Below are 12240 nucleotides of genomic sequence, written 5' to 3'. Positions count from 1 at the left end.
ACGTTTGCGGTGCGAGTCTGCATGGAGTAGCCATTTGTCTTGTAGGGACAGACCGCGTGTCTGTCCGAAATGCGAGGATTGTTTGCGGTTGGGAGCAGGCGGATGAGCGGACAGGCACGGGGCCTGTCCCTACATCTGCGGCGTGAATTTGCGTGGAATCCCCATTTGGCCTGTCCGCACATTTTGCAATGCACGCACGGCAGGCATGCCCGGGCCGCCTCCCTGTTCCATGCCTGCCGCTCCCTGACTTTGCGCGCGGACGGCGACGTCTCGTTTAGTTTTATTTAACGAAAAAATTTCAGCGAGTGAACTTATTGTGCACGCCTGCTTCCTATCTTTGCCGCATGATGTAGAAGAAAAGACAGCATCCGGCAAAGACGATGCCCGGAGCCGGAAGCAGACGAGAACCTGCGGCGAGAATGGAGCGGCAGGAAAAGACCTTAATTATTCACATACGGGAAAACTCCCGACAATCTCAAAAAAATGGAAACAATACTCTTGGCAAAAAAAGACGACGTGGCATGGAACAAGGAAGAACTGGCGGCACTCAAGGAGAAGATAGTAGACGACTTTGCCGAACTCATGCGGTGCAGCCCCGAGCACCGGCTCTACTGGATGGGGACGAAGCGCGACCTCGTGGAACTGTCGCACATAGTGTGGGAGTCGGGGCGGCTGCTCGACGAAAGGGGCATGCCGCTGGGATTCAACGACATCGTTCGGCGGGTCTTCCGCATCCTCCACGCCACGCCGCCGTCCCGTCCGTCGGGCGTGCTCGACAAAATCAGGCGGAGGAAAAACATCCGCGTCCGTCCGCTCATCGACCGCTACATGCACCTGAAGTTCCGCGAGGCGATACCCGACCCTATGAAGCTCGATATCAGGCGAGGAAAGCCCCGGCAGCCGGAAGACTGACGGTGCGGCCGTGACGGGGCAGACTTCCTTTTTTCGTCCATTTTCCTTGTCAGTCCGCTTTTTTTCCGTACTTTTGTAAACAAAATCAATCACCGCCTCCGCCGGAGAAGCCGGAGGGGCGGACCGAAAGAAAATCACGATGCGACGACACCTTATATATATAGCGGCCCTCCTCGCCGTCGGGCTGACAGCCTGCAAGGAAGAGAAGAAGACCAGCGACATCATCACGCGAATCGTCCACAAGCCCGAGACAAGGAAAGGGCCGCAGCAGCTCAGCGACTTCAAGTACGAGCGCGCCATAGAATGGCTCGGCAGCACCTACACCGTGCGCATACGGAGGTATGCCGACCGCAGCCTGCCCATGGCTGCCGACGAGGACGGGCGCAAGTACTATGACAACCGCGTCGCCCTGCTCATCCTGCGCAAGGACGGGACGACCTTCTTCGACCGGACCTTCACCAAGGACGACTTCCGCGACTTCACCGACAACCAGTACGGACGCCACGGCGCGCTCGTGGGATTCATGATAGACCGCGTAGAGGGCAACACCATCTACTTCGGTGCCAGCGTAGGCTCGCCCGACCCCAACAGCGACGAGTATGTGCCATCGACGTGGCCGTCAGCAACAACGGCCGCCTCTCCGTCAGCTCCGCCACCCAGCTCGACACGGGGAACGGACAGCAGCCCCTCCGCCGCAAGACCGAGCTGGAGGCCGCCGAGGAAGAAGGCATGTAGCCGTCCCGCCCTTCAGGCACGGTAGCCGCAGGGGGCGGCCGGTTTCGGTCCCGGACGTTCCGCCTGCCCTCTCAGGGTGGAGGGAGAGCCGGGGCGTCGGATTTTTTTCCGCCTTATCCTCTTTTTTATCTTTCAAAAATTTGCATTATCTAATAATTATCCATATCTTTGTCGCTGATTCTTACGAAACCGCAAACTGCTGCCCCAAGGCGGACAGGATTCATAAACAAAATCATAAACAATAAACCAATACAACAATGAAGAAACTTTTCTTTGCATTACTCGTCATGCTGCTGGGAGCTGCCGGAACGGTCAGCGCACAGCTGCCAGCCGTTACCCTGAAGGACATCAACGGCAACACCGTACGTACCGACACGCTCTCCAACGGGGGCAAGCCCATCATCATCGACTTCTTCGCCACATGGTGCAAGCCCTGCAACCGCGAGCTGAAGGCCATCAACGAGGTCTATCAGGACTGGGTGGAGGAAACCGGCGTCAAGCTCATTGCCGTCTCCATCGATCAGGCGCAGAACATCAACAAGGTGAAGCCCATGGTAGACGAATACGGATGGGAGTACGACGTGCTGCTCGACCCGAACAGCGAGTTCAAGCGTGCCCTCGGCATACAGATGATTCCCTACGTCATCATCGTTGACGGAAAGGGCAACATCGCCTACAAGCACAACGGATATACCGACGGAGCCGAGAACGAGCTGATAGAGAAGGTACGCGAGCTGATAAAGAACTAAAAGCAAACGAGGAGAAGCACGGAACAGGAAAGCCGGGATTGTTCTTCATGGTGTGTTTCCGGACTATCCCCCGTGTCCTCTCCGTTTCCACAAGACGCCACCCCGCGTCTCCCCGTCTGCAAAGAGCAGGGGAGCCTAAATTACAGATAAACCTTTATTTAACAATAAAACTATGAACAGAAGACAACTCTGCCTCCTTGCGGCCCTCGCCATTGCCACCGCCCCTGCCCTCGCGCAGGAAGACGGAACGGACAAGGTAACCGTCAGCGGAAGCATACAGAGCGACGTCCTCGTTCCGCAGGAAGACGAGAAGATTGGCTCACCCAAATACGACGAGTGGGCACTCACCAACACCTACGCCGACATCAACCTCAGGTCGAAGAACGTAGATGCAGGACTGCGGTTCGAGTTCCTCAAGCATCCCCTCCCCGGATTTGAAAAAGACTTCAAGGGATGGGGAGTCCCCAACTTCTACGTGAAGGGAAAGTTTGAAAAATTCGAGATTACCGCCGGAAGTTTCTACGACCAGTTCGGTTCCGGCTTCATATTCAGGACATACGAAGAGCGCAGCCTCGGAATAGACAATTCCCTGCTCGGCGTTCGGATGGTTTTCAAGCCATACAAGGGCATCCAACTCAAAGCACTCACAGGCGAACAACGCCGCTACTGGTCGCACAACCCGTCGTGGATTTCGGGTGGCGACCTCGAACTCAACATCGACGAATGGTCCAAGCGGCTCTCGCAAAGCGGCACGCACATCATGGTCGGCGGCTCATACGTCAACAAATACGAGGAGGACGAGAACGACAGAATCTTCGCCGACGCTACCCACATGCTCCGCTTCCCCCAGAACGTGCACGCATGGGACGCGCGCCTGCAGGTACAGAAGGGTGGGGTGAACGTGCTCGCAGAGTACGCACAGAAGACGCAGGACCCCTCGTTCGACAACGGCTACATCTACCGCAAGGGCAACGTGGCCATGCTCTCCGCATCCTATTCGCGCAGCGGAATGAGCGTGCTCATGCAGCAAAGCGGTCTGACAACATGTCGTTCCGCAGCCGCCGCACAATGACGGGAACATCCTCCTTCATCAATCACCTTCCGGCCTTCACCGAAGACCAGACCTACGCCCTTGCCGCGCTCTATCCATACGCCACCCATCCCGAGGGAGAGTGGGCATATCAGGCACAGCTCGGGTATAACTTCAAGCGCAAGACTGCCATTGGCGGACGCTACGGCATGAACGTGAAGGTGAACTACTCTCACGTCCGTTCCATCGACCGTTCGCCCAATTTCTCCGGCTCTGTCGACGGTGCGTCGGTTCTCGGCTCGAAGGGCTACGGCTCGGCGTTCTGGAAGTGGGGCGACGAGGGCATGTATTATCAGGACCTCGACATCCACGTTGAGCGCAGGCTGACGCGCGACTTCAAGCTCTCGCTCATGTATATGAACCAGTTCTACAACAAGACCGTCGTAGAAGGCGAGGGAGGAATGATTCATTCAGACATCTTCGTGGCAGACGGCAAGTACACCTTCTCCCCGAAGGTTACGCTCCGTGGCGAGGTGCAGTATCTTTCCACCAAGGACGACGAGGGCGACTGGGTCTTCGGCCTGCTCGAACTCTCGCTCGTGCCCCACTGGATGATAACCGTGTCGGACATGTATAACTGCGGCGAGACCAAGCTCCACTACTATCAGGGCTATCTCACGTTCAACTCGGGTGCCCACCGCCTTCAGCTCGGCTACGGCCGCACGCGTGCGGGTTTCAACTGCTCGGGCGGTGTGTGCCGCTATGTTCCGGCATCGAAGGGATTCACCCTCTCGTATAACTACAACTTCTAAGCAGCCTCTCCCCCGGCCGCTCCGGAAGGAGCAGCCGGGGGACGGCCTCTCATTATTCTATTAACAACAAAAACAGCAATCCCTCTTCCCCCTTCCGCCCTGTGGGCATGCCGTTCCTCCGTGAAAGGAAAGGGGGTAGGTATATTATCATTATGAAACGAATAGCAACAGCCATCCTCTCGCTTGCCGCCCTGTTCCTCGCTTCCTGCGACCGTGTCGGCGAGAACGAGCGGTTCGAATATCAGAAGCCGCAGGCAGCGGCTCGCGCTGTCCTCGTAGAGGACTTCACGGGACAGAAGTGCATCAACTGCCCCAAGGCACACGAAGAGATAGAGAAGATGCAGGAGCAGTACGGCAAGGACAATGTCATTGCCGTAGCCATACACTCCGGCCCTCTTGCCCTCAAGCCTTCTGCAAGGCTCGTCGGCCTTTGGACGGCCCTCGGTGAGGAATACTACAAGTCGTGGGGCGTAGAGGCAGAGCCGACAGGACTTGTCAACCGCGTCTCGGGCGTCATCAACTATCCCGAGTGGGCAGGTGCCGTGCGCGCTGAACTGCAGCGTCCTGCACCCGTAGCCATCAGCGTGAACGCCGATGTCAATGCCGAAGGCAGCATGGGTATCAAAGTCAGCGCACTTGCCAGCGAAAACATCAGCGGAAAGCTCCAGCTTTGGGTGGTGGAAGACGGCATCGTGGCGATGCAGTCCCTCCCCGACGGAAGCGTTGACCGCGAGTATGTACAGAACAACGTCCTCCGTGCGGCTGTCAACGGTGCGTGGGGAACAGATATCTCCATTAAGGAGGGCGAGACCAAGGTTCAGGACTTCACTTTCCGCGCAGAGGAGGGATGGAAGCTCGAGAACCTCGCCATCGTAGCCTTTATCTATGGCGATGGCGGCGTCAAGCAGGTTGTGCGCCAGCCTCTTTCAATGAAATAAACATGATTTAATCAATAAATAGTTTTATGAAAAGAATCTTTACACTTGGCCTCTCCCTCCTTGCAGGGATGATGGCTTTTGCACAGGTAGATAATAGTGTTGTCTTTATCGACAAAGACGGAAACGAGGTTGCCGACGGCAGCACAGTTGTTGTGAACGAAGTTGAAGAAAGTGAGTTTGGAGAGCTTCAGATGGTTGTCCCTTTCCGCGCTAAGAAGAACGTTTCTGGCCCAGTGTTTGTACGTCTCAGCAGCGACTTGGCACAGATGCCTGTGGGCACAAGCTACTCTTGCTGTTTCCCCGAAAACTGCACACTGAGCGAGAAGCAGGAAGTCTTCAATAGTGTGGCTGGGTTCTTGAGTGACGATGTCAAGGGTATTCAGACTGAATGGCTTCCAACAAAGACGAATGACGACACAGGCGAGCAGGATATGGTTTACGCTACTTGGTCTGCAACGGTCCAGATTCAAATCATGGACGAAGAGGACAAGTCGGAAATAAAAGCCTATGGCCCGAAGGTTACCGTGAAGTTTGTCAATGCCGACCCTGCAGGTATCTCTGCCGTGGGCAGCGCAGCCGGCAATAAGGTGGTAGCCGTATACGATGCCTCTGGTGCGCGCCTCTCTGCTCCGCAGAAGGGTCTGAACATCGTCCGCCTTGCCAATGGCAAGACCGTTAAGCGTGTGGTTAAGTAAAAAGAGACCTACTCTTTCCCCCTCCCTGTAGGTGGGGAGATACCGGGGCTTTCCCTTTGTTTTGGAATAAAAGCCACGCCCTCCCTTGCTCGTGAAAGAGCAGGGGAGGGCGTCTGTTTTTATTTGTGCCGCGACATAGCCGCAATGTTTCTTCTTTTCCTCTTTCAAAATTCCAAGGTTGTGTTTCGGGGATATGGATATCTGCTATCCGCAAACAAAAATGTAGGGACAGACCTCGTGTCTGTCCGCTCCGCCTGTTTCGGACAGGCACGGAGCCTGTCCCTACAGGTCGCCTGCGCTTTGCCTGTGTTGCAGAGATAATGTGCATAATGACAACTTCCAAGCCTAAATACCCTTGTTTACAGCAAACAAAGATGTAGGGACAGACCTCGTGTCTGTCCGCTCTGCCTGTTTCGGACAGGCACGGGGCCTGTCCCTACAGGTCGCCTGCGCTTCGCCTGTGTTGCAGAGATAATGTGCATAATGACCGCTTCCAAGCCCGAATACCATTGTTTACAGCAAACAAAGATGTAGGGACAGACCTCGTGTCTGTCCGCCCCGTATGTTTCGGACAGGCACGGGGCCTGTCCCTACAAGTCGCCGCCCTTCGTCTGTAGGGCAGGAGAGGATTTCCCCTTTATTTAGTACTCCCCCCCTTCGGAGGAGGGGAGAGGAAATGATTTTTACGGCTTGATATGTATGTGGCAGTATCCGCCCGGATTCTTGTCGAGATAGTCCTGATGGTATTCCTCCGCCTTGTAGTAGTTCTTCAGCGGTTCCAGCTCTACAGCGATTTTCTCCTTTATCTTCAGTTGCTCGTTGGCAAAGGCGCGGCGCAGGGTAGGGAGGTCGGCAGGGTCGGTATAATATACGCCCGTGCGATACTGTGTGCCGTGGTCGTTGCCTTGCTGATTGACGCTGGTTGGGTCGATGGCCTTGAAGTAGAAGGCGAGCAGGGCTTCGAGACTGACGACGGAGGGGTCGTAGGCGATGCGGACGGTCTCGGCAAACTGGGTGCGGTCGGTGCACACCTCCTCGTAGGTAGGGTTCTTTGTCTTTCCGTTGGCATAGCCCACGTCGGTTTCCACTACTCCCTTTATCTGCTTGGCATAGTGTTCCATGCCCCAGAAGCATCCGCCTGCAAGATAAATTTCCTTTGTTTGTCGCAGCAGGGAGAGGTATTGTCCGTAGCCTTTCTCTTCCATTTCCTCTTCGGGTATGAACCGCAGCGAGGCAGAGTTGATGCAGTAGCGCAGTCCGCCCTTGTCCTTGGGTCCGTCGGCAAATACGTGTCCGAGGTGGGCGTTGCCCGTCCGGCTGCGCACCTCGGTGCGTACCATGTCGTGCGAGCGGTCTTCGTGTTCGGTAATGAGGTCTTCCGATATGGGCTTCGAGAAGGCAGGCCATCCGCAGCCCGAGTCGTATTTGTCGGTAGAGACAAAGAGCGGTTCGCCCGTGGTAACGTCGACATAGATGCCGGGCCGGAACTCCTGATCGTACTCGTTGGCGAAGGGTCGTTCGGTGGCAGCTTCCTGTGTAACGGCATACTGCTCGGCGGTGAGTGTCCGTCGGAGCGTTGTCTTGTCGGGTTTCTTATATTCCATAGTGTCTTTTGCGTTATGTGTCTGATACGGTTGGGCAGCATGCTTTCCGGCATGTGCATTGCAGGCGCAGGCGAGTACCGCCATGAGTACCTGTGGCAGTATGGTCTGTAGTCTTGTCATAGGCAGATGCTTTTATAGAAAGCCTCTCCCTGCCTCCTGCCTGTCGGGAGGGTCGGGGAGAGGCTTCAGGGATGGTGTGTAGTTTTCTTATTGTGCTCTCTCTACCTCGATGGCAGCCATTGCGCCCGATGCGGCGGCGACAACGCCCTGTCGGTAGGTGGGGTCGGCAACGTCGCCGGCAGCATATACGCCCTCGATGTTGGTCTTGGTAGACTTCGGCTGAGTGATGATGAATCCGTGGTCGTCGAGGTCTATCTGTCCCTTGAACAGCTCGGTGTTCGGCGTATGTCCGATGGCGAGGAAGAAGCCGTCGATGGCTATGTCGTACTTCTCTTCGTTGGGTTCGCCCTTGAAGCGGACGAGGTGCGCGCCCTCTACGCCGTTCTCTCCGAAGAGGCCGAGGGTGTTGGTATTGTAGAGTATCTCGATGTTCTCCTGCTCTGTTACGCGCTTGCGCATGATTTCGGCTGCACGGAGCTGCGGTTTGCGCACAATCATGTAGACCTTCTTGGCAAGTGAGGAAAGGTACATGGCCTCCTCGCATGCCGTGTCGCCGCCGCCTACTACGGCCACGACGCGCTTGCGGTAGAAGAATCCGTCGCAGGTGGCGCAGGCACTGACGCCCTGTCCGCGGTATTTCTCCTCGTCGGCCAGTCCGAGATACTTTGCGCTCGCACCTGTGGCAATGATGACGTTCTCGGCCTCAATCTCGTTGCCGCGCTCGTCCTTCAGATGGAAGGGGCGGCTGCTGAGGTCGGCCTCTACGATGGAGCCGTCGCGCACCTCCGCACCGAAGTTCTCGGCCTGCTGGCGCATCTCGCCCATGAGCTGATTGGCATCGATGCCCTCGCGGAAGCCGGGGAAGTTCTCGATGATGGTGGTTGTCGTGAGCTGTCCTCCGGGCTGGAGACCTGCGTAGACTACTGGTTTCATACTGGCACGCCCACAATAGATGGCGGCAGTATAACCGGCAGGGCCGCTGCCGATTATGAGTGTCTTGATTTTTTCCATAATTGATAGTTGTTATGTTATTGTTTTTCTTCAAATAGTGTGCCAAAGGAGGCCCGGCTGCCGCTTCCCGTGGGGTTTGGCTGCCTGCCGGTGGCCGTCGGAGCCGGTGGAGCTGTGGCTGTCATACTGCCGCAGCGTACAGAACGGCAAGGCAGCGAGGCTGCAGCGACGGCAGTCATAATCATGAATTGTGAATTAAAAGAGTCCGAACAGCTCGCGGTCTATCTTGTCGGTAACGCGGCCGAAGTCCTGCGGATTGTCCTGAAAGTCGGTCGTGTCGCCGTCTATGACGAGGAGCTTGCCCGTGTACGACTTTATCCACTCCTCGTACCGGTCGTTGAGACCGCGCAGGTAGTCTATGCGGATGGTCTGCTCGTAGTCGCGTCCGCGCTGCTGTATGTGGTCGATGAGCCGTGGTATGGAGCAGCGGATGTAGATGAGCAGGTCGGGAAGCTCCACCAGACTGAGCATCAGGTCGAAGAGGTCGGTGTAGTTCTTGAAGTCGCGCTCCGTCATCAGCCCCATGTCGTAGAGGTTGGGCGCGAAGATGCGCGCATCCTCGAAGATGGTGCGGTCCTGAATGATGGTGTCGCTGGAGCGCGCTATCTCCACCACGTCGCGGAACCGCTTGTTGAGGAAGTATATCTGGAGGTTGAACGACCATCGGTTCATGTCCGCATAGTAGTCTTCCAGATACGGGTTGTTGTCTACCGGCTCGAAGTGCGCCTTCCAGCCATATCGTTTGGCAAGCATCTTCGTGAGCGTTGTCTTGCCTGCGCCAATGTTTCCTGCTATTGCTATGTGCATATTTTGAAAAAGCCTCTCCCCGGTCCCTCGCCGGAGCGGAGCGGGGAATGTTTTTAGATACTTTCCTTGTCCTCTCCGTGGGAGAGGGAACGCCTCGCGGAATCCCGGCCTTGGAAGGCTGCGACGCTGCCGCAGGTTGCCCGGCGTGAGGCGGTGGTGATTCTGAATTTCTGGATTAAAAGAGTCCGAACAGCTCGCGGTCTATCTTGTCGGTAACGAATCCGAAGTCTTTCGGATTGTGCTGATAGTCAAGGTGGTCTACGTCGAGCGTCAGCACGCGTCCCTTATACTGGTTGGCTATGAAGTCGTCGTACCGCATGTTGATGTTTTCGAGATATTCGAGGGGCATCCGCTGCTCGTAGTCGCGTCCGCGCTTCTCTATGTTCGCCACGAGATGGCTGACCGAGGAGCGTAGGTAAATCATCAGGTCGGGATACCTGACGCTGTCGGTCATGTCCTCGAACAGCTCCATGTACGTCTCGTAGTCGCGTTCGTCGAGGTTGCCCATGGCGTAGTTGTTCGCCGTGAAGACATAGACGCCCTCGTAGATGGAGCGGTCCTGTATGACCGTCTGCTCGGTCTTGCTTATTTCGAGCAGGTCGCGGAACCGCTCCTTGAGGAAGAATACCTCCATGGGGAACGACCACCGCTTGATGTCCTTGTAGTAATCGTCGAGATACGGATTGTAGTCGACCGACTCAAACCTCGGCAGCCAGCCGTATCGCTTGGCGAGCATCGTGGTCAGGGTAGTCTTTCCGCTCCCGATGTTTCCTGCTATTGCTATGTGCATATAAGTGTGTCTCTTCAACCCGCTTGCCTCCTCGCCGGCATCGTCTGCCGGAGGGGTGGGGGGCGGTGTGCCTCCCACTGCCGCGGGTCTGTTCTTCGTGATGGATGTTGCTTGCCGGGGACTGCCGGTGCTGCGCAGCCGCGTCCGTCTTTCCTATCTTGCCGCAGCCGGGAGGCAGACCTTTCCCACAGCTCCGCTCGGCATCTGCACCTTCAGCATGGCGCAGACGGTGGGGGCGATGTCGGTGATGCGGGTCTCGGCGTTGGACGTGCCGTGGCCGACGTGCCACCCCATCATTACCCACGGAATGTGCGTGTCGTAGGGATAGGGCTGCCCGTGCGACGTGCCGCGGTAGTCGGGCGAGTCCTTTGCCCCGAAGAACTGCGGGCGCGTTATGACGCCTATCTCTCCCGAGCGTCCGCGGAAATACCCGTTCACCATGCGCGTCTTGAGCCACTCGGGCATTGTCGTGGTCGCAATCTTCTCCTCGTCGAACACGTAGAGGAACTGCGGGTCCTGCTTGAGGAACTCCACGGAGGTGTCGACGACGTCCTGCTTCTTCAGCCCTGCCGCCGCGATGACGGAGTCGTTCAGGTAGAACTGGTAGTTGTCTTCTCCCATCACCGGGCTTATTCCGAACCGCCCTTTCAGGTGGGCGTTCAGTCCGGCCACCGTCTTCTTGTAGTTCCATGCTCCGGCAGGTATGTGGTTGGCCTTCATGTAGTTATAGTTGTGGGCGGCTCCGTGGTCGGCCGTCATAAAGAGCAGGTAGTTGCCCTTGCCCACCTTCTCGTCGAGCGTCTGCAGGAAGTGCGTCAGGTCTTTGTCCAGCTGCATGTACACGTCGTGGTTCTCCTTTCCGCGCGTCGAAAATTCGTGCCCTATGGCATCCGTCGACGAGATGCTCACCGTCAGCATGTCCGTTTCGCCTCCCTGTCCGAGCCGCTCGTTCTCCAGAGCCGCCTCTGCCATTCTGAAGGTCATCGTAACGCCGAGGTTCGAGGTCTTGATGTTGAATTTCGGTTCGGTGTGGTTCGTCCGGTTGAAGTTCTGCACCCACTGCGGCAGCTCCTTCATGTAGTAGGTTGAGCTGACGAAGTGCCCTGCCGACGTGTCCCACCAGTAGGCGGCGTCGGCAGCGTGTCCGGCAGGGAGTATCGAGGCGCGGTCCTTCAGTGCCACCCCGATGACCTTCGAGCGGAAGTCGGTCGCCGTCTGAAGCTCGTCGCCGATGGTCGTGGCGAGCATCCTGTGCGGACTCATCTGTCCCTCGCGGCTGTCCGAGCCTACGCTCCTGACCTTCGGGTCGGTGCAGCAGTAGACGTCCCTGTCGTCCTGATAGAAGTAGTTGCCGGCTATCCCGTGCAGGGCAGGCACCGAACCCGTATAGACCGACGCGTGCCCGATGGCGGTGTAGGTCGGTGCATAGTCTATGTGCGTGTTCTCGAACGAGAATCCCTCGTCCAGAAGCCTGCGCAGTCCGCCCGTCCCGTACTCGTTGTAATAATAGTAGAGGTAGTCCCACCTCATCTGGTCTACCACCAGTCCCACCACCAGCTTTGGCCGTTCGGGCTGTGCCCATGCCATGACGGCCGTCAGCAGCCCCACGGCGAGCAGAGTCATTTTCTTCATATACCTTATTTATATAGTATAGTGTTGTTCCTCCATTGGACGCCTGCCAGAAGTCAGGTTCGCCTTTGTCGTTTTCTCCGCAAAGATACAATAGAATTTTGAGAAAAACAAGTGCTGTGCAGCTTTTCTTGCGCTGCAGGCCCCACGGAGTTTCCGCCGTGCCCCGTCTGCCCGCAGTCAGCCCACTGCACCGGCAAGCCCCTTTCGCAGTCTCAAAGCGGCACTTTCGCCCCACGAAAGTGCCGCTCCCGTCCGCCACGTCCCTGCCTCCCTTCCGCGTTTGCGGTGGAAAAAATCCCCATTTCTGTTTGATTTATGTCAATTATGGGAATTTTTCTGAAAATAATCCTCAAAACATTTGGAAGTTATCACATTTTGCCTTACCTTTGCACTCGCTTTTCCGGC

9 protein-coding genes and 2 pseudogenes are annotated in these 12240 nt (G+C 56.6%); 6 read left to right on the top strand and 5 right to left on the bottom strand.

Annotated elements, in window-relative coordinates:
• Window positions 1-483: 483 nt before the first annotated feature.
• From JCM15908_RS10925 to JCM15908_RS10900, 6 genes and pseudogenes are all read left to right on the top strand, one after another.
• The gene (locus JCM15908_RS10925) at window positions 484-912 is read left to right on the top strand and encodes a hypothetical protein (protein ID WP_025003350.1); all 429 of its coding nucleotides are present in this window, start codon (window positions 484-486) and stop codon (window positions 910-912) included.
• Between the two features lie 139 nt (window positions 913-1051).
• Window positions 1052-1647, top strand: a pseudogene (locus JCM15908_RS13880) (DUF4738 domain-containing protein).
• 257 nt (window positions 1648-1904) lie between these two features.
• Window positions 1905-2396, top strand: coding sequence for a TlpA family protein disulfide reductase (locus tag JCM15908_RS10915; RefSeq protein WP_025003349.1), 492 nt, complete (start codon window positions 1905-1907; stop codon window positions 2394-2396).
• A gap of 172 nt (window positions 2397-2568) precedes the next feature.
• Window positions 2569-4238 (top strand): annotated as a pseudogene (locus JCM15908_RS13870) (DUF6029 family protein).
• 152 nt (window positions 4239-4390) lie between these two features.
• Window positions 4391-5176, top strand: a complete 786-nt coding sequence (locus JCM15908_RS10905) for an Omp28 family outer membrane lipoprotein (RefSeq protein WP_025003348.1) — start codon at window positions 4391-4393, stop codon at window positions 5174-5176.
• 26 nt (window positions 5177-5202) lie between these two features.
• A complete protein-coding gene (locus tag JCM15908_RS10900; protein ID WP_025003347.1) occupies window positions 5203-5871 on the top strand; it encodes a hypothetical protein in 669 nt (222 codons plus the stop codon).
• Between the two features lie 683 nt (window positions 5872-6554).
• Here JCM15908_RS10900 and JCM15908_RS10895 read toward each other — a convergent pair.
• The 5 genes from JCM15908_RS10895 to JCM15908_RS10875 all read right to left on the bottom strand — a co-directional run bounded on the left by JCM15908_RS10895 (window position 6555) and on the right by JCM15908_RS10875 (window position 11835).
• Complete coding sequence (locus tag JCM15908_RS10895) at window positions 6555-7475, bottom strand: bifunctional methionine sulfoxide reductase B/A protein (protein WP_036893216.1); 921 nt, start codon at window positions 7473-7475, stop codon at window positions 6555-6557.
• 207 nt (window positions 7476-7682) lie between these two features.
• Window positions 7683-8606 carry a thioredoxin-disulfide reductase gene (gene trxB / locus JCM15908_RS10890; protein WP_025003345.1) on the bottom strand — a complete coding sequence of 308 codons (924 nt, stop codon included), beginning with the start codon at window positions 8604-8606 and terminating at the stop codon, window positions 7683-7685.
• A gap of 195 nt (window positions 8607-8801) precedes the next feature.
• Window positions 8802-9413 carry a deoxynucleoside kinase gene (locus tag JCM15908_RS13865; RefSeq protein WP_036893209.1) on the bottom strand — a complete coding sequence of 204 codons (612 nt, stop codon included), beginning with the start codon at window positions 9411-9413 and terminating at the stop codon, window positions 8802-8804.
• A gap of 175 nt (window positions 9414-9588) precedes the next feature.
• On the bottom strand, window positions 9589-10203 hold the full coding sequence (locus tag JCM15908_RS10880; RefSeq protein ID WP_025003344.1) for a deoxynucleoside kinase: 615 nt from the start codon (window positions 10201-10203) through the stop codon (window positions 9589-9591).
• 153 nt (window positions 10204-10356) lie between these two features.
• Window positions 10357-11835 carry an alkaline phosphatase family protein gene (locus JCM15908_RS10875; protein ID WP_025003343.1) on the bottom strand — a complete coding sequence of 493 codons (1479 nt, stop codon included), beginning with the start codon at window positions 11833-11835 and terminating at the stop codon, window positions 10357-10359.
• Between the last annotated feature and the right edge of the window lie 405 nt (window positions 11836-12240).

It is taken from the genome of Prevotella dentasini JCM 15908 (assembly GCF_000614065.1).
Taxonomy (GTDB): domain Bacteria; phylum Bacteroidota; class Bacteroidia; order Bacteroidales; family Bacteroidaceae; genus Prevotella; species Prevotella dentasini.
Note: the sequence above shows the minus strand (reverse complement) of the source record. Positions and strands in the feature narration are given on the sequence as shown.